The organism is Hymenobacter humi, assembly GCF_042665855.1.
Taxonomy (GTDB): domain Bacteria; phylum Bacteroidota; class Bacteroidia; order Cytophagales; family Hymenobacteraceae; genus Hymenobacter; species Hymenobacter humi.
Genome location: NZ_JBHTEK010000001.1, coordinates 144,483 through 166,550 on the forward strand (window position 1 = coordinate 144,483; position 22,068 = coordinate 166,550).

Annotated in this window: 23 protein-coding genes and 4 pseudogenes; 15 read left to right on the forward strand and 12 right to left on the reverse strand. The window is 60.3% G+C overall.

Going from position 1 to position 22,068, the window contains the following annotated elements:
• Positions 1-25: 25 nt before the first annotated feature.
• The 3 genes and pseudogenes from tpiA to uvrA form a co-directional block, all read right to left on the reverse strand.
• Positions 26-785: pseudogene (tpiA, locus tag ACFQT0_RS00815) on the reverse strand (triose-phosphate isomerase).
• 101 nt (positions 786-886) lie between these two features.
• Positions 887-1,357, reverse strand: a complete 471-nt coding sequence (locus ACFQT0_RS00820) for a hypothetical protein (RefSeq protein WP_380199580.1) — start codon at positions 1,355-1,357, stop codon at positions 887-889.
• A gap of 567 nt (positions 1,358-1,924) precedes the next feature.
• On the reverse strand, positions 1,925-4,765 hold the full coding sequence (gene uvrA / locus ACFQT0_RS00825) for an excinuclease ABC subunit UvrA (protein ID WP_380199582.1): 2,841 nt from the start codon (positions 4,763-4,765) through the stop codon (positions 1,925-1,927).
• A 189-nt stretch (positions 4,766-4,954) separates the two neighbouring features.
• Here uvrA and ACFQT0_RS00830 point away from each other — a divergent pair, with 189 nt between their 5' ends.
• The 10 genes from ACFQT0_RS00830 (at position 4,955) to ACFQT0_RS00875 (ending at position 11,113) form a co-directional block, all read left to right on the forward strand.
• Positions 4,955-5,692 (forward strand): hypothetical protein, encoded by a 738-nt coding sequence (locus ACFQT0_RS00830; protein WP_380199584.1) that lies wholly within the window; start codon positions 4,955-4,957, stop codon positions 5,690-5,692.
• Between the two features lie 430 nt (positions 5,693-6,122).
• Positions 6,123-7,190, forward strand: coding sequence for an alpha/beta hydrolase (locus ACFQT0_RS00835; protein WP_380199586.1), 1,068 nt, complete (start codon positions 6,123-6,125; stop codon positions 7,188-7,190).
• Entirely contained in the window at positions 7,190-7,507 is a 318-nt protein-coding gene (locus tag ACFQT0_RS00840; protein ID WP_380199588.1) for a hypothetical protein, read from the forward strand. The genes ACFQT0_RS00835 and ACFQT0_RS00840 overlap by 1 nt, the downstream gene beginning before the upstream one ends.
• A 164-nt stretch (positions 7,508-7,671) precedes the next feature.
• Positions 7,672-8,325, forward strand: coding sequence for a hypothetical protein (locus ACFQT0_RS00845; protein WP_380199590.1), 654 nt, complete (start codon positions 7,672-7,674; stop codon positions 8,323-8,325).
• Positions 8,270-8,896 (forward strand): serine aminopeptidase domain-containing protein, encoded by a 627-nt coding sequence (locus ACFQT0_RS00850; RefSeq protein ID WP_380199592.1) that lies wholly within the window; start codon positions 8,270-8,272, stop codon positions 8,894-8,896. The genes ACFQT0_RS00845 and ACFQT0_RS00850 overlap by 56 nt, the downstream gene beginning before the upstream one ends.
• The gene (locus ACFQT0_RS00855; protein WP_380199594.1) at positions 8,842-9,144 is read left to right on the forward strand and encodes a hypothetical protein; all 303 of its coding nucleotides are present in this window, start codon (positions 8,842-8,844) and stop codon (positions 9,142-9,144) included. Before ACFQT0_RS00850 ends, ACFQT0_RS00855 begins: the two co-directional genes overlap by 55 nt.
• A 133-nt stretch (positions 9,145-9,277) precedes the next feature.
• Entirely contained in the window at positions 9,278-9,961 is a 684-nt protein-coding gene (locus ACFQT0_RS00860) for a ComEA family DNA-binding protein (RefSeq protein ID WP_380199596.1), read from the forward strand.
• Between the two features lie 23 nt (positions 9,962-9,984).
• Complete coding sequence (locus ACFQT0_RS00865; RefSeq protein ID WP_380199598.1) at positions 9,985-10,353, forward strand: helix-hairpin-helix domain-containing protein; 369 nt, start codon at positions 9,985-9,987, stop codon at positions 10,351-10,353.
• A gap of 86 nt (positions 10,354-10,439) precedes the next feature.
• Entirely contained in the window at positions 10,440-10,838 is a 399-nt protein-coding gene (locus ACFQT0_RS00870) for a nucleotidyltransferase family protein (RefSeq protein ID WP_380199600.1), read from the forward strand.
• Positions 10,832-11,113, forward strand: a complete 282-nt coding sequence (locus ACFQT0_RS00875; RefSeq protein WP_380199602.1) for a hypothetical protein — start codon at positions 10,832-10,834, stop codon at positions 11,111-11,113. The genes ACFQT0_RS00870 and ACFQT0_RS00875 overlap by 7 nt, the downstream gene beginning before the upstream one ends.
• Before the next feature lie 217 nt (positions 11,114-11,330).
• On the opposite strand, the gene ACFQT0_RS00880 is transcribed toward ACFQT0_RS00875, so the two are convergent.
• Complete coding sequence (locus ACFQT0_RS00880) at positions 11,331-12,620, reverse strand: MFS transporter (RefSeq protein WP_380199604.1); 1,290 nt, start codon at positions 12,618-12,620, stop codon at positions 11,331-11,333.
• A gap of 129 nt (positions 12,621-12,749) precedes the next feature.
• Here ACFQT0_RS00880 and ACFQT0_RS00885 point away from each other — a divergent pair, with 129 nt between their 5' ends.
• The 4 genes and pseudogenes from ACFQT0_RS00885 to nth all read left to right on the forward strand — a co-directional run bounded on the left by ACFQT0_RS00885 (position 12,750) and on the right by nth (position 15,098).
• Positions 12,750-13,154: a hypothetical protein gene (locus tag ACFQT0_RS00885; protein WP_380199606.1), complete on the forward strand. Its 405-nt coding sequence runs from the start codon at positions 12,750-12,752 to the stop codon at positions 13,152-13,154.
• Between the two features lie 288 nt (positions 13,155-13,442).
• A complete protein-coding gene (locus ACFQT0_RS00890) occupies positions 13,443-14,078 on the forward strand; it encodes an RNA polymerase sigma factor (RefSeq protein ID WP_380199608.1) in 636 nt (211 codons plus the stop codon).
• Positions 14,056-14,247, forward strand: coding sequence for a hypothetical protein (locus ACFQT0_RS00895; protein WP_380199610.1), 192 nt, complete (start codon positions 14,056-14,058; stop codon positions 14,245-14,247). Before ACFQT0_RS00890 ends, ACFQT0_RS00895 begins: the two co-directional genes overlap by 23 nt.
• Positions 14,248-14,419: 172 nt before the next feature.
• A pseudogene (gene nth / locus ACFQT0_RS00900) lies at positions 14,420-15,098 on the forward strand (endonuclease III).
• 278 nt (positions 15,099-15,376) lie between these two features.
• On the opposite strand, the gene ACFQT0_RS00905 reads toward nth, so the two are convergent.
• The 4 genes and pseudogenes from ACFQT0_RS00905 to ACFQT0_RS31490 form a co-directional block, all read right to left on the reverse strand.
• On the reverse strand, positions 15,377-15,826 hold the full coding sequence (locus tag ACFQT0_RS00905) for a glycosyltransferase (RefSeq protein ID WP_380205878.1): 450 nt from the start codon (positions 15,824-15,826) through the stop codon (positions 15,377-15,379).
• 224 nt (positions 15,827-16,050) lie between these two features.
• Positions 16,051-16,323 (reverse strand): annotated as a pseudogene (locus ACFQT0_RS00910) (glycosyltransferase); the annotation flags it as partial.
• On the reverse strand, positions 16,230-16,577 hold the full coding sequence (locus ACFQT0_RS00915; RefSeq protein WP_380199612.1) for a hypothetical protein: 348 nt from the start codon (positions 16,575-16,577) through the stop codon (positions 16,230-16,232). The pseudogene ACFQT0_RS00910 and the gene ACFQT0_RS00915, both read right to left, overlap by 94 nt.
• Before the next feature lie 80 nt (positions 16,578-16,657).
• Positions 16,658-17,683: pseudogene (locus tag ACFQT0_RS31490) on the reverse strand (gliding motility protein GldB-related protein).
• An 80-nt stretch (positions 17,684-17,763) separates the two neighbouring features.
• On the opposite strand from ACFQT0_RS31490, the gene ACFQT0_RS00930 reads away from it, so the two are divergent.
• The gene (locus tag ACFQT0_RS00930) at positions 17,764-18,540 is read left to right on the forward strand and encodes a porin family protein (protein WP_380199618.1); all 777 of its coding nucleotides are present in this window, start codon (positions 17,764-17,766) and stop codon (positions 18,538-18,540) included.
• Here the strand turns inward: ACFQT0_RS00930 and ACFQT0_RS00935 are convergent.
• From ACFQT0_RS00935 to ACFQT0_RS00950, 4 genes are all read right to left on the reverse strand, one after another.
• Positions 18,537-20,144, reverse strand: coding sequence for an Rne/Rng family ribonuclease (locus ACFQT0_RS00935; protein WP_380199620.1), 1,608 nt, complete (start codon positions 20,142-20,144; stop codon positions 18,537-18,539). The genes ACFQT0_RS00930 and ACFQT0_RS00935 overlap by 4 nt on opposite strands.
• Positions 20,145-20,484: 340 nt before the next feature.
• On the reverse strand, positions 20,485-20,715 hold the full coding sequence (locus ACFQT0_RS00940; protein WP_380199622.1) for a tetratricopeptide repeat protein: 231 nt from the start codon (positions 20,713-20,715) through the stop codon (positions 20,485-20,487).
• On the reverse strand, positions 20,670-21,446 hold the full coding sequence (locus tag ACFQT0_RS00945; protein ID WP_380199624.1) for a tetratricopeptide repeat protein: 777 nt from the start codon (positions 21,444-21,446) through the stop codon (positions 20,670-20,672). Before ACFQT0_RS00945 ends, ACFQT0_RS00940 begins: the two co-directional genes overlap by 46 nt.
• 187 nt (positions 21,447-21,633) lie before the next feature.
• Complete coding sequence (locus tag ACFQT0_RS00950) at positions 21,634-21,942, reverse strand: HU family DNA-binding protein (protein ID WP_046244842.1); 309 nt, start codon at positions 21,940-21,942, stop codon at positions 21,634-21,636.
• Positions 21,943-22,068 lie beyond the last annotated feature (126 nt).

Below are 22,068 nucleotides of genomic sequence, written 5' to 3' on the forward strand. Positions count from 1 at the left end.
TTCCAACAACGGTGCCAGGCGCGGTTTAAAACGCCTGAATGATGGTGGCAAAGTCCGCTGCTTTCAGCGAAGCCCCGCCAATCAGTCCGCCGTCAACATCGGGCTGCGAAAAAGCTCCCGCGCGTTCTGCGCATTGGCCGAGCCGCCGTAGAGAATGGTGGTGTCGAGGGCCACTTTGGCGTCGTAGGCGCGGGCAATGCGCTCGCGGATGAAGGCGTGCACTTCCTGGGCCTGCGCGCTGGTAGCCGTGCGCCCCGTGCCAATGGCCCAGATGGGCTCATACGCCACCGTTACCTGGTCAAACTCCTCGTTGCTGAGGTGGAATAGCCCGTCGGTGAGCTGCTTGCCGATGAAGTCGAAGGTTTCTTCGGCCTCGCGGGTGTCGAGCGACTCGCCTACGCAGAAAATGGGCTTCAGACCGGCAGCCAGGGCCGTTTTTAGCTTCTGGCTCAACAGCTCGTCGTCTTCGCGGAAGTACTGGCGGCGCTCCGAATGGCCCAGAATGACGTACTCGCAGCCCACCGAGGCCAGCATCTTGGCCGATACTTCGCCAGTGAAGGCACCGCTTTCTTTCTGGTGGCAGTTCTGCGCGCCTAAGTGGAACTTGCCGCCCTGGGGCAGGGCCTGGCCCACGCCGTGCAGCAGCGGAAACGGCGGGCAAACAACAATTTCGGGAGCATTAGGCCCTGCGGCGCCGCCAGGCTAGTGATTTCGCTTACCAGGGCCAGGCCCTCGGGGTAAGTCAGGTTCATTTTCCAATTGCCGGCAACGAGGTTTTTGCGCATAAGCTGAAGGGGGCGGTAAACGTGAAGTTCAATCGCGCAAAGCTAACAGCCCTTGCTTCCCAATGGCAGGCCAGGCGGCAGTTGCGGCCGCGGCAATTTTGCTATTGCTCCGCTCGCATGGAGCGGGAAGCGGCAATTTCGGCTTCGGCTGCCGCCGCAGCTTCGTCGCGCAGCTCCCAGGGCTCCTTGCGGCCCCCGCGGCGTGAGAGAACGATGCCCAGCATGGTGACCACAACTGCCCCGGCCAAAGCGGCCCAGCCCAGCTCAGCTACCTGGCGCAGGCGCACCACCCAAATGGCCACCAACGCCCAGGCAATTACCAGGGGAAACACCATGTCGCGAAAGGCCCGGCTGATTATCAACCCCAGGGCCACTACCACAAAAATCAACACAAACGTGAGCATAACTGACAGCCCCTCGGCGGTTTGCCAGCCCATTTCTTGCAGCCCAATCGTGATGTTGATGACCGAAGCCACCGAAATCCAGCCCAAGTACAGCGAAAACGGCACTCCTACCCACGCCGGGGCCGCCTCGGCAAAAATGCGCCGCCGCACCCGGCCGTACACCACCATCAGGCAGCCCAAAATGAGTAGCATAACCCCGACGCTGGGCAAAATCACTCGTAGGCAAACAGCACCACCCAGCCCCCGTGGCAATGCTGGCCAGCGTGAGCGGCTTGGCCAGGGCGTCGGGCAACGACAGATTCCGGGCAGCGGGCAGCAGCTGCCACACCGCGTACACGGCCAGTCCTAAGAATATCAACCCCCAGATGCTAAAGGCGTAGCCGGCCGGCGTGAGCAGGGTGGGGTATTTGGCCGAAACCTCCCCCATCGTCTGCCCGGCAAAGGGATGAGTATTCGAATAATAGTTAAGATAAATGTTGCCGAAAATGGCCAGCGCCGTCAACCAGCGCCACAGTCGGCCCATTACCGACCGGTTGGGAGCAGCATAGTGGTCTGGAGGCGTGGCTATTGCGGACATGGCTAAAGATTGGGGCACGTAAATTACGTAGCAACCATGGCATTTGGATTAGCGGCTAGCGCGGTCAATTATCGTCTGATAATCAACCACGCCACTATCTGAGCTTTTCCCGACTACTGCCTTGCAGTAAGCCTCCACAGTAGCTACGAGCCGTAACGTTACACCTTCTCGGCCAGAAACCGTGCAGTATGATTTGAATCTTTAAGTTTTACCATGTCTTCCGGGGTTCCTTCGAAGAGCAAATGCCCGCCGTTGAGGCCGCCTTCGGGACCCAGGTCGATGAGCCAGTCGGCGCACTTGATGATGTCGACGTTGTGCTCGATGATGAGCACGGAGTTGCCTTGTTCCACCAAGGCATTGAGGGCCGAAAGCAGCTTGGCGATGTCGTGAAAGTGCAGGCCCGTGCTGGGCTCGTCGAAGATGAACAGAATCTTATCCTGCTGCAGCGTAGCACCTTTGGTGAGGAACGAGGCCAGCTTTACGCGCTGGGCCTCGCCGCCCGAGAGCGTATTGGCCGACTGTCCCAGGCGGATGTAGCCCAGGCCCACGTCTTCCAGCGGCTTGAGCCGCTCGGCCACTTTGGGCTGGCCTTTGAAGAACTGCACGGCGTCGGTCACGGTCAGCTCCAGTACCTCGTCGATGCCCTTGTCCTGGAATTTGATGTCCAGAATATCCTGCTTAAACTTCCGGCCGCCGCAGCCTTCGCAGGTCAGGTAGATGTCCGCCATGAACTGCATCTCGATTTTCACCTGGCCTTCGCCCTGGCACACCTCGCAGCGGCCCCCGTCGATGTTGAAGGAGAAGTGCGAGGGCTTCAGGCCCCGGGCCTTGGCCAGCGGCTGCTCCGAAAACAGCGTCCGGATGGCGTCGTAAGCCTTCACGTAGGTCACCGGGTTGGAGCGCGACGACTTGCCGATGGGGTTCTGGTCCACAAACTCCACGTGCGTCACCTGCCCGTTCACGCCGGTGAGGCGGTCGAATTTGCCGGTGCTTTCGCCTGCCCCGCCGCCCAGCATTTTCATGAGGGCCGGGGCCAGAATGCGCTTGATGAGCGTGGACTTGCCCGAGCCCGATACACCCGTTACCACCGTCATCACGCCGAGCGGAAGCTTCACGCTCACGTTTTTGAGGTTGTTTTCGCGGGCGCCGGTCAGCTCAAGGGCGTTGCGCCAGGGGCGACGCACTTTGGGCACGGGCACCTCCATTTTGCCGCTCAGGTACTGGCCGGTATAAGTGGTGGTGTCCTGCAGCAGCTGTTCCATGGTGCCTTGGAACATGAGATTGCCGCCGCCGCTGCCGGCTTCGGGACCGATGTCGATAATCTGGTCGGCGGCTTCCATCATCTTCTCCTCATGCTCTACCACCACCACGGTGTTACCGAGCTGCTGCAAGGAGCGCAGCACGCCAATGAGTTGCTCAGCATCCTTCGGATGCAGGCCGATGCTGGGCTCGTCGAGCACGTACATGGAGCCCACCAGCGCCGAGCCCAGGGAAGTAGCCAGCGAAATGCGCTGGCTCTCCCCGCCGCTCAATGTGTTGCTCAAGCGGTTCAGGGTCAGGTAGCCCAACCCCACGCGGTTGAGGTAGCCGAGGCGGTTGGTAATTTCCGTAACGAGGCGCTCGGCCACTTTGGCGTCGTGCTCGTTCAAACTCAGGTTGCTGAAGAACTGGAGCGCGTCGGAGATGGGCAACAGCACGATGTCGGCTATGCTGCGGCCGTCGATGCGCACGTACTGGGCATCTTTGCGCAGGCGGGTGCCGCGGCAGTCGGGGCAGGTGGTGCGGCCACGGTAGCGGCTTTGCAGCACCCGGTACTGGATTTTGTGGGTTTGCTCGCTTACCCACTTAAAGTACTTGTCGAGGCCGTCGAAGTACTTGTTGCCGGTCCAGAGCAGGCGCTGCTCGGCCTGGCTCAATTCGCTGTAGGGGCGGTGAATGGGGAAGTCGAATCGGATGCCGTTTTTCAGCAGCGGCTTGAGCCACTCGCCCTGCTTTTCGGTGCGCCAAGGGGCGATGGCACCCTCGTACACGGTCATGCTCTTGTCCGGAATCACCAGGTCCTCGTCGATGCCCAGCACCGAGCCGAAGCCCTCGCAGGTCTGGCAGGCGCCATAGGGGTTGTTGAAGGAGAAGAAGTTGACGCTGGGCTCCTCAAACACGATATCGTCCAGCTCAAACTTGTCGGAGAAGGTGCGGGTCTCGTCTTCGTTCAGGCGCAGCAGGCAGGTGCCGTGGCCTTCGAAAAACGCCGTTTGCACCGAGTCGGAGAGTCGGAACAGCAGGTCTTCGTCGTTGGGCCGCAGCACGGCCCGGTCTATCATGATGTAGACGTCGCCCTTCACCTCGGGCTGGCCCTCGCCTATCAGGTCCTCAATCTGCGACGTTTCGCCATTCACCACCACGCGGCTGTAGCCTTTCTGCAGCAGCAAGTCCAGCTCCTTGCTCATGGGGCGGGTGCGGTCGGCGCGGTGCAGCGGGGCCAGAATCATGGCCTTGGTGCCGTCGGGCTGGGCGGCCAGGAAATCGACCACATCGGCCACGTTGTCCTTGCGCACCTGCTCGCCGCTCACGGGCGAAAACGTGCGGCCCACCCGCGCAAACAGCAGCTTGAGGTAGTCGTAAATCTCGGTGCTGGTGCCCACCGTCGAGCGGTTGTTCTTAATGCTGACCTTTTGCTCGATGGCAATGGCCGGCGAAATGCCGCGGATGTAGTCCACGTCGGGCTTGTCCATGCGGCCCAGAAACTGGCGCGCGTAGCTGCTCAGGCTTTCCACGTACATACGCTGGCCTTCAGCATACAAAGTATCAAAGGCCAGGCTCGACTTGCCCGAGCCGCTCAGGCCCGTGACGACGATAAACTGGTTGCGCGGCAGGGCTACACTGAGGTTTTTAAGGTTGTGAACCCGGGCATTCTTGATGAGGATGAATTCGCGCGGGTCGAGGTTATCAATGGCGTTGTCGGCGGGGGCCGAAACTTGCAAAGCGTCTTTTTTGGGCATAAACGAACTAACAGCAAAACCGGGCCGGAAGGTTTCGGCCGGCTGCCGATGCTTGGGGCTGCGAAGGTACGGCCGGTACGAAGGCCACGAATACCGCAGTATGCCTTTATATCCCCTAACATTGCGATATACTTCGCCTTACGTTTGCCAATGCCCCCTTCCAGTCCGCTTGCCGCTATCTACCAGGTATTGCAAGGCGTGCGCAGCAATGCCGAAAACCACACCAGCATATTTCAGAAAAATGAAGCCGCCACGCGAGCGGCCTTGATTGACCCCGTGCTGCGGGCCCTCGGCTGGGATACCAGCAATGTGCAGATGGTGGAGCCCGAAAAGAGCCTCGGCAACGAACTGCGGGTTGACTATCTGCTCAAGGACCCAGCGGGCAAACCTTACCTGGTTATCGAAGCCAAGTGCCTGGGCAGCACCCTGGACAAGTACGGGTACGTTGGGAAAATTCTGGGCTACGCCCTCACGCTCAACGTCCAGACAGTATGCATCACCGATGGCATCAGCCGGCACATTCACTCCAACCTGCAGCAGGGAAAATCGGAGCCGATTGCGTTTACGTTCACTGAAAACACACTTTTGGCAGCAGCCAACCAACTCGTTCAGTGGCTCGACGCTGCCCAATGTGGGCACGGACTGACATCTGCCGTACTCAGACCAGTTGCTTTCCCAAAACACGAAGCTTTGCCTTCGGCAATCCCAAACGGTAAGCCGACTCAGGTAGTTAAGCAGCAGATTAAGCTTAAAAAACTGCCCCCAGATTCCTCAAAATTTATTGAGCCTGGCCCAAGTGGATTTTCAGTCTTTGCAGCCGGGCCAGAAACCCAAGGAGCTACGGTTGCCAAATGGCGAGGTGAAGCAAATCAAAACGTGGAAGGATATTTTACTGGAGGTATGCCGTTTAGCGCTGGCAACCAATGATAATATCCGCCTGCCCCTACCCGACAAAGCAGGTAAAACGCGTTTTCTATTCACTGCAGAGAAGCCACTTATCGGGTCAAGTACCCCAGCGTCCTATAAAGACAAGTCCGTTTTCATTGGCACCCATTATAGTGCTGCTGATTGCATTGCGAATGCCCTTCATGCCGCAAAGCAAATTCCTCAGAGTCAAAAGTCGACGACAGTTGCTGTTGGCTTCTAAGAGTCTACCCGAAAAACAATTTACACGTCATGCTGAGCGGAGTCGAAGCATCTCGACCGCTTCGCCTGCATCGTTCAACGAAGCCGGCGAGATGCTTCGACTCCGCTCAGCATGACGACCTTTTTGCAAGGCGGGCATTTTTCGAATAGGCTCTAAATTCCTGTTCATGTTTTGTAAAGAAATACACGTCGCTTAAACCTGTTTCTACCCATGCACACCTTTACCCGAATTCTCCTGGGAGCAGCGCTGCTCGCGCTCACCGCCACCGCCCAAGCGCAAACCGCCCCAGCCAGCCTTACCGGCGACTGGAGCGGCTCGCTAGGCCCGATTGAGTTTACCATGCACCTGAAGGACCCGACCGGCGGGCCGCGAGCTGCAACGTTCGATATTCCGGCGCAGAAAGTGCAAGGCATGGCCATGCGCTTCACCGCGCCCGCCGACAGCGTGTACCTGAGCATTGCCCAGCCGGCCGCCCGGTTTGCCGGCCGGCGCGCGGCCGATGGCCAGCAGCCTGGTGGGCGAATGGCAGCAAGGGCTTCGGGTGTTTCCGCTCACGCTCAGCCGCAACGGAGCTACCGGCAAAGCGGCGCCGCGCCGCCAAACGCCGCAGCCGCCTTTTCCCTATCAATCGGCCGAGGTCACTTTCAGGAACGAGAAAGCCAACGTGACTTTGGCCGGCACCTACACCGTGCCCGCCGACATGGGCCCGTTTCCGGCCGTGGTGCTCCTCACCGGCTCGGGCGCGCAAGACCGCAACTCCGGCATCGGGGGCCACCGCTGTTTGCCGTGATTGCCGACCACCTTACCAGGCAAGGCTTTGCCGTGCTGCGCTTCGACGACCGCGGCGTGGGCCAATCGGGCGGCACCCTGCAGGGCACCACCAGCGCCGACTACACCGCCGATGCCCAGGCCGCCCTGGCGTGGCTGCGGGCCCAACCCGGCATCCGCAAAAACCAGGTGGGCCTGCTGGGGCACAGCCAGGGCGGCACCGCGGCCATTGGCGCGGCCATTCAGCCCCAGGGTCCCGATTTTCTGGTGCTGCTGGCGGCGCCCGCCCTGCCCGGCGATGAGATGCTGGTGCAGCAGTCGGTGGCCGGAGCGCGCCTGCTCACCTCCGATGCCGCGCAACTTGCCGCCACCGAGAAAGTGCAGCGGGCCATGACCCAGATTATCCAAGCCACGCCCGACGATGCCCAGGCCCGCACCAAGCTCCTGGCGCTGTACAATGCCAAAGCCGACCCGGCCGTGACCGCCCAACTCGCGCCCTGCTCGCCCTGATGACTTCGGCCAACTACCGCGGCATCCTGGCCGACCGGCCGGCCAAAACGCTCGTCAAGGTGCGCTGCCCGGTGCTGGCCCTGGGCGGCAGCAAGGACATCCAAGTAAATGCATCCCGCAATCTGGCCGCCACGGGCGGCGCCCTCAAAACCGGCGGCAACCGCGACGTGACGGTAAAAGAAATGCCCGGACTCAACCACCTGTTTCAGAGCGCCAATACGGGCGGCACCGAGGAGTGCGGCACCCTCGAAGAGACCATTGCCCCCGCGGCGCTGCAGGTTATCGGCGACTGGATAACGCAGCACACCAGGAAATAAGACCGGCTGCTTTGTGGCACCTTGAGTATTTGTAGCCGGCCCTTGGGCCGGCTATTTTCATTTTTTCGCCTCCGAAACGACTTATTTATATATTGGCCGTAGAATACATTTGTTGTACTTTTCAGCTCAATTTTCTACTGCATAGCTCAATTATCTACTTTATATTGTCTGATTCCATGAATCGATTTTTACTTGCCGCGCTATTTCTGTTTGTCAGCTTCGCACAATCATTCGCGGTAGCACCGGCCCCGCCTACCGCGGCCGCCCCGCTCAGCGGGCAGTGGAAGGGGCCGCTCAAATTACTTGGGGGCCAAATCACCGTCATCATCACCATTGTGCCCCTCACCAACGGCACGTACTACGGCGCGCTCGATGCACCTCAGCAGCGCATCAGCCGCATGCCCGTGACGGTTGAGCTAAAAGGCACCGACATCAAGCTGCGCGTAGAGCAGGCCGGCAGCAGCTTCGTGGGCAAGGTGCTGAACGGCGGCGCCAAGTTCAGCGGCATCTGGACGCAGGCCGGGGTGAAAACGCCCATGGTGCTGCAGCACGCCCCCGCGGCCAAGGCAGTGGCCGTCGCCCCGTTTCGGCCCACTAAACCCTACCGCGAAAGCGAGGTGAGTTTCACCAACCCCAGCACCCGGCAGCGGCTGGGCGGCACGCTCACCGTGCCGGCCGGCGAAGGGCCATTTCCGGCCGTGGTGCTGCTCTCGGACCTCGGCCCGCAAACCCGCGACGTGGAAGTGACCGGCTACCGCATGTTTGGCCAGCCTGGCCGACTACCTCACTCGCCACGGCATCGCGGTGCTGCGGTTTGATGACCGCGGCGTGGGCAAATCGGGCGGCACCTACGCCAATGCCACCACCGCCGACCTCGTAACCGATGCGCAGGCGGCCCTGGCTTTTTTACGGACGCGCCCGCTAGTGGCGCCGCAGCGCACGGGCCTGCTGGGGCACGGCGAAGGGGCCAACGTGGCCCTGCTGGCCGCCGCCGCCCCCGGCCGGGCCCCGGCTTTTGTGGTGTCATTGGCCGGATATGGCCAGCCGGGCTACACCGTATTGCTGCGCCAGCAAACCGAAATCATGCGCCTGACCGGAGCCGACGCCACCGAAGTAAAAGCGGCTACGGATGTCTACCACCGCACCGTGAGCATCATTCGCCAAACCCCGGATAATGCCGCGGCGCGGGCCAAAGTAGCGGCCGTGCTCAGCAGCGCCAATACTGGCATTGATGCCGCCATGGCCCGGGCCCGCGCAGCGCAACCACTACTCCCTGGGCGCGTTACTTCTTCGATTTCAACCCCCAAAACCATCTGGCCAAGGTGCAGTGCCCGGTGCTGCTGCTCAACGGCACCGCCGATTTGCAGGTATCGGCCAAGCGCAACCTGATACCGCTGCGCCGCGCCCTGCATGCCGCCCGCCGCCCCTTCACGGCGTATCGTTTGGAAGGCGTCAACCATTTGTTTCAGCCCGCCCCGGCCCAATGGCCGCTGGTCAACGGCGTGCAGCAAGCCACCTTCTCGCCTACGGCGCTCAAGAAAATCAACGATTGGGTGACCATCAAAACCAAAGTACCTCCCACGCTGCCCCCATGGGCAAGCAGCCGGCCGTGCCGCAGAAGTCGCCTAAATTCCTGAACCTTCCCTACGTGCGCAGCTAGGCCGCCGTAGCCAGCCCAGTACCGAGCAGCGGCTATTCGGCGCTTTTGCCTATTGCCTGCCGCCAACGCGGCTGCCTGTTTCTTCCTTTCTTCTACCATTTGCCAGCGACATGCTGGCACTATTGCCGTCCATGGCTGCTACGCCCCCTCCACCACGCCCCCGCTGGGAATGGGACAACTCCGGGCCCATGCGCTGGGTGCGCCGCCACATGGGGTACTCGCGGGGCGAAGCCCGGGGCATGGTGGGGCTGCTGGCGCTGATGCTGGCGGCCATGGTCGCGCCCATTCTTTTGCGCCCGGCAGCGCCCGTGTACCTACCCGAAGCCGACCAACAAGGCCTCGACAAGCTGGTGGCGGAGCTCAAGGAACACCGCAGCACCGACAACACCTACGCCTCGCGCTACCCCAGACGCGACTATACACGCCGCGACGGCATCCGCTCGCGCTACCCCACCGTGGCGCAGGTTGAGCTGGCTCCTTTCGACCCCAATGCGCTCACGGCCGAGGACTGGGAAGCGCGCGGCGTGCCGCACTTCGTAGCGGCTCGCATGGTGAAGTATCGCGATGCCGCGGGCGGGTTCAAGGCCAAAGCTCAGGTGAAGAAGATGTACGGCCTGGAAGACGACGTGTACCAGCGGCTGGCTCCTTTATGCAGCTGCCCGAGGAGGTTCCCGCCCGGGGCGAGCGGCCCGACTACGCCACCAGCAAGCCGGGGCCCGACGGGAAGTTTCCGCCCTTCGCGGGCACCAGCAAGTTTCCGAGCAAGCCGCGCAACCTGCAGCCGTTTAACCTGAACACCGCCGACACCACCCAACTGATGCAGATTCGCGGCATTGGGGCGGGCCGCGCCAAGTGGGTGGTCCGCTACCGCAACCAGCTGGGCGGCTACCTGCGGGAAGACCAGCTGGATGAAGTCTTTGTGCTGCGCGACGCGCCCGACTTGCGCGACAGCCTGAAGAAATACACCTTCGTGGAGCCCGGCTTTGCGCCCAAGCTCGTGAACGTGAACACGGCCACGTTTGACGAGCTGTACCTGCACCCCTACATCGGCAAGCCACGGGCGCGCATCATCGTGGCCTACCGCAACCAGCACGGGCCCTTCAAGCGGGTGGAAGACTTAAAGCAGATTCCGATTTTGAAGGTGGAGGACTGGGAGAAGATGCGGCCCTACGTGCGGTGCGAGTAGCAGCGGCTTCTTTTAGAAAGCAACATTCGGCAAGTCATGCTGCGTGCTTCACGCTCGACAAAATCCCGGGCAGTAAATTGACTTAAGTGACCGAGCGACTCCTTCCTCTTTCCAGCCCCACCGGTTCGGCTCAACCCGGGACGGTGGCGCTGCTGTTGCTGGCGGCTGGGGCTTCTACCCGCATGGGCCAGCCCAAGCAGCTGCTCCCGTATCGCGGCCGCACCCTGCTGCGCCATGCCGCCGAAACTGCCGTGGCTACCGGCTGCCGGCCCGTGGTGCTGGTCACCGGAGCGGTTCACGACGCCCTGGCAGCCGAAATCGCTGACCTGCCCATTCAGGTTATCCACAATCCAGAGTGGAAAACCGGCATGGCCTCTTCTATCCGAGCGGGCGTGATTGCCGCAGCTCAATTTCAGCCCACTGCCTACCTAATCATGCTGAGCGACCAGCCCCTTGTGACGCCGGAGCTGCTGCATCGGTGGTAGCCCAACTGCAGCAAACTCACGCCCTCGCGGTGGCAGCCGCGTATGGCGATACTCTGGGCGTGCCGGCCATTTTCGACCAAAGCCTGCTGCCGGCGCTACAGAACCTGGAAGGCGCTCAAGGAGCCAGCCGCCTCCTCGCCAGCCTGGGCCAGGCAGTGGGCCGGGTGCCCTTCCCCGGCGGTTTATTGGATGTGGATACCCCGGAACAGTACGCAGCACTGCTGGCGAACGAAGGCCCCACGGCGGGCCGGCCAACTCAATCGAGTGAAGGGTAACGCTGAGAATTGAGCTGATTCTGCAGCGAAAGCTAAGAGCCTATCCGAAAAAGACCCTCATGCTGAGCGCAGTCGATGCATCTCGCATGGGGCAGTATTCCTTCCGTTGAACGATTGAATTACTACTCCGAGCGAGATGCTTCGACTGCGCTCAGCATGACGGCTTTTTTGGGGGAGGGCATTATGCGAATAGGTTCTAGCTCAATCCCCAACCGCCTCACTTCGTGCCCATCTCCAGCTCCCGCAGCTTATTCGCCCGCCATGCTGTGATGGCCACGACCACCAAGGTCATCATCCCACCAAATACAACCGACGTTACCGTGCCCATCAGCTTGGCTGCGGCGCCGCTTTCAAACGCCCCAATCTCGTTCGAGGAACCGATGAAGATATTGTTCACGGCCGAGACGCGCCCTTTCATGTACTCCGGGGTATAGGTGTGGATGAGCGTGGAACGCACGATGACCGAAACCGAGTCGAATACGCCGGTCAGAAATAGCAGAAACAGCGATAGGGCGAAGCTCTTCGATAGGGCAAAGCAAATGGTGGCCAAGCCGAAGCCCGCCACCGCCCACAGCAGCTTGCGGCCCGCCCCGCGCCGTAGCGGCGAGTACGTAAGCCACACGGCCATAAGCACGGAGCCCACGGCCGGGGCGGCGCGCAGGTAGCCCAGGCCGTCGGGGCCGGTATGCAGGATGTCTTTGGCAAAAATGGGGAGCAGCGCCACGGCCCCACCAAACAGGACCGCAAACAAGTCTAGCGACAGCGCCGCGAGCACAATCTGGTTGTTGAAAATAAACCGCACGCCGCTCAGCACGCTCTCGCTCAGGTTCAGCTTCTGGCCCTCACGCTCCGGCAGCGCCCGCCCCGCAATACTGATAAAGAGCAGCAGGGAAGTAAACATCAGGGCCGCATCAACTCCGTAGGCAAAGCCTTTGCCCTGCTGGGCAAACAAGAGCCCGCCGATGGCCGGCCCCAGTACGGCGGAGGCCTGCCAGGTGGTCGAGTTCCAGGTCACGGCATTGGACAATAAATCGCGGCTGGGCAGCAGGCGGGGCATAAACGAAAACAGCGCCGGCCCCATAAACCCGCGCGCAATGCCGCTCACAAACAGCACCACGTACAGCATGGCCACGTACAGCGGGTAGGCCAGCACCTGCTTGTTGGCAAACAGCGCCATGCCGGCCGGCTTGGTCAACAAAAACAAGCTCAGCGAGCAGAGAAACAGCACCACCATGGCCGGCACGATGATGCGCTTGCGCGGCACCGAATCGGCCACGTGCCCCGCGTAGAGCGACACCGTGATACTGGGAATGGCCTCGGCCAAGCCAATCAGGCCAAGGGCCAGGGGGTTGTTGGTAAGCTCGTAAATCTGCCAGCCCACCACCACGCCCTGAATCTGGCTGGCGACGATGTACATGACCCGGGCCGAAACTAACCGGCGGAATTCGGGCAGACGAAGGGCAGCGTAGGGGTCGTGGGCAACGGGAGCAGCGGCAGGAGGAAGCATAAAACGCGAAAAAGCCCCGGTGAGGCGCCGGGGGCGCAAAGGTAACCCCGCCTCCTCAGCCGCTTGGAAGAGCCCGCCCCTTTTGCCTACCTTGTAGACTGACGCTCAACCCGCTCGCCGCCCCGGCTCATGCAAGATTTCGGCCTGGAAATAACGCCCCGCCCCGACCTGCCGGCCCTCGTGGCCCGGTGGCAGCGCGAAATCAGCGTGCCCGAGCTCAAGGCCGGATTCTTTGCCATCCTCGACGCGGCCGACGCCATGGACTGCGGCCGCTGGCTGCTCGACCTGCGCCGGCGCGAGGAGCTCACCACGCCCGAGGTCACGGCCTGGGTCAACGCTGACTTCTTCCCCAAGCTGCCGCGCCGCTACGCCGAGCCCGTGCGCATTGCCTTTCTGGTGTCGCCCATGCGGGCCCAGCAGGAACATTCGGGCAGCTCCGTGGCCACCATTAGCGGCACCCAGCGCCCGGACCAGGGCTTTGCCACGGGCCTGTTCACGGACGAAGCGGCCGCCTACCGCTGGCTGGCCGGCTAGCGCGAGAGTTGCGCCACTGTATCTAAGCTCAGCATTATATACATTTTTTTATTGGGAGAATTATCTTAAAAAGGCCTTAAATGAAGAAAGGATGAAGGTTGCGTAAGTTGAGCTAAAAGATTTTGTCTTTTTTAAATTCTCATCTATTGCGCAAGTGCAAGTCATTCCTCTACATTTGGTCTGATTCTAGCGGGTTCGAAGCCCGACTACTCGTCGCTTTCTCAAATTTTTCAGATAACTGCATACTATTGGCCTAAAGCTCTACGTTCTCTTAATCCGTAGCCCTTTATGGACCTCTTGCAGCCTAGCGACTCCGCGCTCATCTCGCTCTACCTGGCCGGCCAGGAATCCGCGTTCGCTCTCCTTTTGGAGCGGCACCGGAGCCGTGCCTACACCACCATCCTGCTCATCGTGCGCGACGAGGACGTGGCCGAAGACCTGTTGCAGGACACGTTTATCAAGGCCATCCACACCCTCAAAAGTGGCCGCTACAACGAAGAAGGCAAGTTCGCGCCCTGGATTTGCCGCATTGCCCACAACCTGGCCATCGATTCGTTCCGGCGCGGCAAGCGTGTGCCCCACGTGAGCCTCACCGACAACGAGCGGCTGGCGAGTACGCTTACCATCGACGACGACGGCCCGGACGACATCTTGTCCCGGGAAGAAACCCACACCCGGCTTCGGGCGTTAATACAGGAGCTTCCAGCCGCCCAAAAGGAGGTGTTGCTCATGCGTCATTACGGCGACATGAGTTTTCAGGAAATTGCTGACGCAACCGGGGTTAGCATCAACACGGCCCTGGGCCGGATGCGGTACGCGCTGATAAACCTGCGAAAGAAAATGACCGCCAATTCTCATTATTATGATTCAAACATTACCCCATTCGACACTGCTCCGCTATGTGTACAACGAATTGCCAGCTAGCGAGCTGCGCGGCGTAGAGGAAGCGCTGCAACACGACCCTGAGCTCGCCACGGCCTGCGCCGACCTGCTCCTGGCCCAACGCACCCTCGACGGCCTGCGCCGCGAGCCCCGGCAAGCCACCACCGACGCCATTTTGCAGTACTCCCGCACGTTTATGGCGGCGTCGTAGCCCAATTAAGTTAGCTCAATACCAGTTGCTGTCATCCCCAAGGCAGCGAAGGTCCGAAGGCCGGTTGAACCAACCGCAGTAATTTTATTTTTTACTGCTTGCTGTTCGCCTGCCCTCCGGCTCTTCGCTGTGCCCGGGATGACAGTTTTTTTGTGCCAATACCTCTGCCATTATGCGCCGCCCCGACCGATTCCGCTACTTTCTGGACTACTTCACCACCAACTTTCCGGAGCCTAAAACCGAGCCTGGTTTACGGCAACCCGTACGAGCTGATAGTGGCTGTGGTGCTCAGCGCGCAGTGCACCGACAAGCGCGTAAACCAGATAATGCCGGGCCTGTTGGAGCAGTTTCCTACGGCGGCCCACTTGGGCTCGGCCACAGCCGAAGAAATCTTCGTGCACATCCGCAGCGTCTCCTATCCCAACAACAAGGCCAAGCACCTGGCCGGCCTGGGCCGCATGCTCACCGAGGAGTTTGGCGGCGAAGTACCCAGCCAGATTGAGGAGCTGCAGCGCCTGCCCGGCGTGGGCCGCAAAACGGCCAACGTGGTGGCCTCGGTTATCTACAACCTGCCCGCCATGGCCGTCGACACGCACGTGTTTCGGGTATCGCACCGCATCGGCCTTGTCCCTAAAACTGCTACCACGCCGCTGGCTGTGGAGAAGGCCCTGGTTCGGTATATCCCCGAGGAGCTTATCAATAAGGCCCACCATTGGCTGATTCTGCACGGCCGCTACATCTGCGTAGCCCGCTCGCCCAAGTGCAGCATTTGCCCGCTAGCGCCCGCCTGCGCTTACTTTGAAAAGCACTTCGGCAAAGCCCTCGCCTACGAGCCCATTCCCACTACGTAAGCCTCAGGCCTAACTTCAGAGCCTAGGCACGACTTGCAAGAGCAGAGTTTAGCTCAACCCCGACATGTGGAGCGGTGAAGTGAGATTTAGTGCGATTTAAGGTCCGTGTATAGGCCGCTGTGTGTAGCGCGGACTTTGTAGTCCGCGTCCCCGGTGGAAACATGAACGTCCTTGAACGGCGCGGGGACGCGGACTACAAAGTCCGCGCTACTTTCGCGCTGCGGCACCCGAACCCGAAACCGCTGTAGCAAAAGTTAACGCCAAAGTCTAGCTTCTAATTAGCCTGCCGCGGCCTCTAATATTTCTTGTACTTGCAGAGCTAGCTGCTGGCGGTCAAAGGCAACAACAGCCAGTTGCTTCCCCTTCGCTCCCGCCTCGGCCAGCACTTCAGGTTGAGCTAAAATAGCCCGCAGTTTTAGCTCAAGAGCTTCTGAATTGCCAGCCGGCACGTACCAGCCGCAGCCGTGCTGCTCGACCAGGGCCTTGGTCCAGCCGCCATTGGTAACCACGACCGGCGTGCCGACGGCCAGCGAATCATACAGCTTAGCCGGGGAGTTGGAATCGAGCACCGCCAGGCCCAGAAACGACACCACCGACACCTCGGCCAGCGCAAACCAGCTGAACACCTCGTGCCGGGCCTGCCCCCTACCAGCCGAATACGCCCGGGCCAGCGGGCCGCCGCCGCCGCAATCAGCGGCTCGAAAAAGCCATGACCCAAAAATAGCCACACCGTATCAGCATCGACTGCCGCCATGGCTTCGGCCGCCGCCACCAGCGTCGGAATATCATTGGCCCGCCCGAAGGTGCCCGCGTAGAGGATGACGCGCTTGCCGGCTAAGCCTTGCTGCTGCCGCAGAGAAGCTACTGCTTCGGGAGTAGCGCGCGCCGCCAACTCCAGGTCCGTGCCATTGAGCACCGTGGTGACTTTGCTGGGGTCAACGCCCAAGTCCATCACGTAGCGCGCCATGTCCGGCGAGAGCGGGAGAATGTGTCGGGCGCTTTGATAAAGCCATTTCTCCAGGCTATACAGCTGCTGCCGGGCCAGCGCCGTAGGCACCGCCCCCATGGCGATGGGAAACGAAGGCCACAAATCCTGCACCTCAAACACCCACGGCACCTGGCGCCACCGCGCTACCTGCGCGGCCGCCCAAGCGGCCGTGAGCGGCGTGCTGATGCCCCAGATAACATCCGGCTTATCAATTCGCAAGCCTCGCGCACGGCCCACCCCGCGTATTGGGCAAAAGCTAATGCCCGCCGGGCCGGTCCCATTTTGTTGTCGTAAGGCACCTTCGCCTCCCGGATTTCCACGCCGGCGGGCACCCAGGCAAATTCCTGGGTCAGGCGCTGGCTTTTCCAGGCGGGCGTGGTCAGCAGCGTTACCCGGTGCGTTTTGGCAATGTGGGCCAGCAGCGTGTAGTGCCGGCTGGTGGCCGGACAGTCGGGGTTGGTGTGATACTGGCTGAAAACGGCGATGTGCATGGAATCACTGAGCGACTGAGTAACTGAGTAACTGAGTGAATGATGAGGTTTACAGCACATTCGCTCTGTCACTCAGTTACTCAGTCACGCTTGGGCCGGTAGTGCGACTCGTTCAGGATGCGCTGGGCATTCTTTTCGGCCATCAGCCGGCCCAGGCTCACTTCGGGGTGCTCGGCTACGTACTTGCGCACAATCTGCAGGCCGACCCACTGCCCCACCCGACCCGGGCAGGTCTTGTCGATTTCGGGCACGTTGGGGCGCTCGCCCACGTATTTCTGCACCAGAAACGGCGTGGTCGAATACAGCAGGTTCTTCTCCAGAAAGTGGCCCCACACCCGGGGCTCGTTCGCTTCCAGGCCCACCATTTCGCGGCTGGTGTAGCCCAGCAGCAGAGAATCGGGCGTGCATGGCAGCATCTGGCTGGCGAAATACAGCGCCTTCCCAGCATGTACCATGGCGTCGAGCGTGGTATTGGCCGTCACTCGTGGCGGTTGTACTTGCTCGATACGTTTTGGGTGAGCAGCGGCAGCAGGCCGGCCGGCGTGTAGCGGCGCAGCATGTACTGCGGCAAGTCGGGCCGCTTGCTGGCTTTGGGGCCCGCAAACCAGTCCAGACTGAGCACCAGCAGGCTGTCGTTCACATAAATATCCTTGCTCAGGAACCCGCTCACGTACGTAACGGCCGGCGGCACCTTAAAGTCGGGGAAGTAATAATGCACCCGGCGGAACATCTCGCCCAAGTCCCGGGCCAGCACGCCATTGTCGGGAAAGGCAGCCGCTGTTTCCCGGCCCAACTGCTGCAAAGCGGCATTGGTGGCCAGGCTGGGGCAGCATCTTTTCTATCTCTTGGGTGTTGCCGGGCTGCCGCTGCAGGTAGTAGCGGGCAAAAGCCGGGTTGGCATCCAGGAATTGGCGGGCGTCGGCGGGGGTTTTAATCTTGAAGAACTGGGGTTCCAACCGCTTCAAGTTCATCGGCACTGCAGGGGCATCGGCCGCAGCATCGGTACGGCAGCCGTCGGCGGGCCCGCTTTTGCAGGCACCCAACCCTAGGCTCAATCCAAAAAACAAGGGCAGCCAGCGCCGCCAGGCAAAATTATTCTTATTCACGCGCGTTACTTTGGGGCAAAATTAGCCAACAACCCGTTGGCAGCCGGCAGTTGCCGGGGGCCGCGGGCTATCTGCCTTCTATGAAAAAGTTATTCCTTGCCCTGCTGGTCCTTATGGCCACCATCCAATCAGCCTCGGCGCAGTTCGAAATTGGGCTGAAAGTGTCGCCATCCATCACCAGCCTGCGGGCTGAGTCGCCCACCGATAATGCCTTTGCCAGCGACGCCAGCAAGTTCGGCTTTGGCGGCGGGCTGGTAGTCGACTACTTCTTCGGGGAAAATTATGCCTTCAGCACCGGCTTGCTGCTCACCGGCAAAGGCGGCACCATCAGCTACAAGGACGTTTCGAACGGCGTCACCGGCCAGCCTTTCACGGCCAAGCAGAAGATTAGCACCCAGTACCTGGGCGTGCCGCTGACGGTGAAGCTGTTCACCAACGAAATTGCGCCCGATACGCGCCTCTACTTCCAGGTGGGCGGCTCGCTCAACGTGCCCATCGGCACCCGCATCAACAGCAGCAAGTTCTACACCGACCCGGCCACCAACAACGAAACGAAGTCCAGCGACCACGTTCTAATTTTCGATGCCGATGCCCTGGCCAGCTTCGGCGCCGAGTTCCAGCGGCGCAGAGCACCAAGGTTTTCGGCGGCATCAGCTACCACCGCGGCCTGGTCGACATTGACCGCTACTTCGAGAAGACCCGCGGCTTCAAAGACATCACCATCAAAAACAGCTCAATTTCGCTGGACCTGGGCATCAAATTCTAATTTTGAGCTACCAGCGCAAGCCGGTAAAGAAAAGCCCCGCCGCCTGCATTCGTGCAAGTGGCGGGGCTTTTCTTTAATCACAACCACTTAGTCTACGATTTCAACCTCGCGGTCCTGTAAACGGCTCATGGCCGCGGCCGACGAGCGCAGCTGGATTTCCTCGCCCCGCTCGTCTTCGATGCGGTAGTCGGTCAGGCCCAGGCTGCTATCGTTCACCACTTTCACCCACTTGTAGTACTTGAGGTACCACTTCATCTGGCGCGAAATCAGCCCTTTGGTGTAGTAAGCGTACAGGAATGGATGCACCGACAGCGTGATGCCCGACTGGTTCTGGTTCACCAGCAGGTCGTCGATGCTGTTGTCGATGTCGTCGGTCACCTGGATGGATGCCGAAATCTTGCCCGTGCCGCCGCAGGTGGGGCACACCTCGCCGGTCACGATGTTCTCGGCCGGCCGCACCCGCTGGCGGGTGATTTGCAGCAGGCCAAACTTGGTGATGGGCAGCACCGTGAATTTGGCTTTGTCTGCCTTCATCACGTCGCGCACCGTGTCTTCCACCTTCTTACGGCTCTCGGCCGAGCGCATGTCGATGAAGTCAATCACGATGATGCCGCCCATGTCGCGCAGGCGCAGCTGCCGCGCTACTTCTTTCGCAGCCAGCAGGTTAATCATGAGAGCCGTAGCCTCTTGGTCGTTCTCCTGGTTGCTCTTGCTGCCCGAGTTCACGTCGATGACGTGCAGGGCTTCGGTGTGCTCGATGACGAGGTAGCCGCCGCCGGGCACGGTCACGGTCTTGCCAAACAGCGTCTTGAGCTGTTTTTCGATGCCCGTTTGCTCGAAGATTTTAATTTTCGAGTTGTGTAGCTTCAGCAAGCCCAACTTGTCGGGCGCGATTTTCTGGAGATAGTCGCGCATCTCCTCGTACATGGCCGGGGCGTCCACCATGATGCTGTCGAAAGATTCGTTAAGCATGTCGCGGAGCATCGACGAGGTGCGGCCGAGTTCGCCCAGCACTTTGTCGTTGGGCTTAGCCGTGCGGAGCGTGGTGTAGAGTTGCTCCCACTTGGCCACCATGTCCTGCATGTCCTTGTCCAGCTCGGCCACTTCACGACCCTCCGCCACGGTGCGGATGATGACGCCGAAGTTGTTGGGCTTGATGCTGGCAATAAGACGCTTGAGCCGGTCGCGCTCGGCCTTGCTCACAATTTTCTTGCTGACGCTAATCGTGTTCGAAAAGGGCATCAGTACGAGGTAGCGGCCCGCCATCGAAATGTCGGTACTCACGCGGGGGCCTTTGGTCGAAATCGGCTCCTTGATGATTTGAACGACGATTTGCTGGCCTTTCTTGAATACGCTCTCCGCCTTGCCCACCTTGTCCAGCGGGGGCTCAAACGTGAACTTGTCGAGGTCAGCCGTTGCCGCGCGACCACTTTGAACCGTCCGCACCCACTTGGTAAAGGAGTTGTATTGTTCGCCGAGGTCGCCGTAGTGCAGAAACGCGTCTTTTTCGTAGCCGATGTCCACAAAAGCCGCGTTCAAGCCGGGCATCACCTTTTTCACGGTGCCCAGGAAGATGTCGCCTACTGAGTAATTGGTATCGTTGCGGTCAAAGTGGTATTCAATCAACCGCTTGTCCTGCAACAACGCAATTCGCTCGCCTTCCTGAGTAGAATTAATCACTAATTCATTACTCAAAGCATTGATTTAGTTAAGGTAACCTGCCGGTGATGCCGCTAAAGCACTACCCCGAAACCGGCAAAGGAAGCCAGAACCCAAGGTTCTGGCTTCCCTCGCGAGCCACGGGAAAAGCACCCAACGCGGCCACACCCAGGAGGCTACGTGAGAGATAGACGGCTGGCTCCTTTCCCGTTAGGAAAACTGCCGGCCGTCGCTACGCCCCGTGAGGCTTACTTCTTCTTGTGGCGGTTCTTGCGCAGGCGCTTCTTGCGCTTGTGAGTGGCAATCTTATGACGCTTTCTTTTTTACCGCAGGGCATGATGCTTGGGGGTTAAGTTGGTGTTTGATTGGATTGTAGCTACTTCAATTTGGCAATCTCCTCGTCGACCGAAGCGGCCAGCGCCGGGTCGGCGCTGAGGCTTTTGGCCGTGAGGAAGGCCGCCTTGGCTTCTTCCTTGGCACCGGTGCGGGCCAGGGTCACGCCGAGGTAAAACTGGCCGTTCACGTTTTTCGGATTGACTTTCACCAGGTCCTGGAAACGCTTCACGGCTTTGTCGTACTGGTTGCTTTGTACCGCCAGAATGCCCATGTTGTAGAGGGCTTTCTCGTTGCGGGGTCCGCTTCCAGTACTTCGCGCAGGAGCGAAACGCCCTGCACGGGGTTGTCGGAGGCCATGTAGGCCATGCCGAGGTTGGTTTTAGCATCTAAGTTGCCCGGCTCCTTCTGCAACACTTTCGCATAAAGCTCCCGCGACTTGCCACCGAGCAGTTTTACCCGCTCGTCGGAAGCCGCAAAGCTAAACGCTTGGAAGTAAGCATCGGCTGCCCGCTGCCAGTTTTGGGCGCTTGGGCTGGCCAAAGCCACCTGCTCCAGGTAGTAGCCGGCGCTGTCAAACCGCTCCACGCTTTCGTAGCGGCGGGCCAGCGTGATGGCTGCCGCCGACTGAGCTGCCGCATTGGGCGCAGCTTTGTACTCCGCCAGCAACCGCGTCAGCTCCGCCCGTTGGGCTGGGCTGGTCGTGGTGTGCGGGGCGGCCGCCGGTGCCGAAGCACTGTGGTCGTGCCCGTCGTCGTCGGAGTGGGCACCGCCGTTGTCGGTAGCCGTGGCCGGTACCGGGCCCGAGGAAGCCTCGGTTTTGGAGCCGTTGGTTTTGGAACCGCCGCCGTCGCGGTTGGCCGTTTTGGCGGCGTCACTGTTTAGCTCCGAGCGGCTTTCTTTTGGCTTCACGATGCCCTTGGGCAACACGTACAGGCCCCCAACCAGCGCGAGTGCGGCGGCGAGGACAACCAATTGATGAGAAGCAGAACGAGTAGTGGCCATAGGCTGAAAAAGCCGGCCGCCGGGCTTTCCCTTGCGGAAAAGACACCGGCGGCACGGCCGGTAATTCATTATCTGATAGTCGGTGGTTTGGTACTCCGGTCGGTAGCCCGACTACGTAACATCGTCAACCCGAATAAGTGTTCAGCAATCTTACTACGCACCTTATATCGACTACTGATTAGATAATTTAGGCTTTGGCGGCAACAGCTTTGACCTTCTTGCTGTTCTTGATTTTTGCCACGAAAGTCTTCGACGGCTTGAAGCTCGGGATGTAGTGCTCCTCGATGATGAGCGACGTGTTTTTCGAGATGTTACGGGCTACTTTACGGGCGCGCTTCTTGTTTACGAACGAGCCAAAGCCGCGTACATAAATGTTGTTGCCTTCCGTCATTGAATCTTTTACGACTTTGAAGAAAGCTTCAACAGTCATCAATACGTCTGCTTTCTCGATGCCGGTCTTCGTGGAGATTTCGGCGATTACCTCAGCTTTAGTCACGTTGGTATGGTCCTTAGGTGGTTAAAAAAATTACGTTTTTAGGCAAAAAATCCCGAATTCCAGCGTAAGCCCTTGCCCGGTAGGCGGTTCGCCCTTGAATTGGGGCCACAAAGGTAGCCCCCTTTT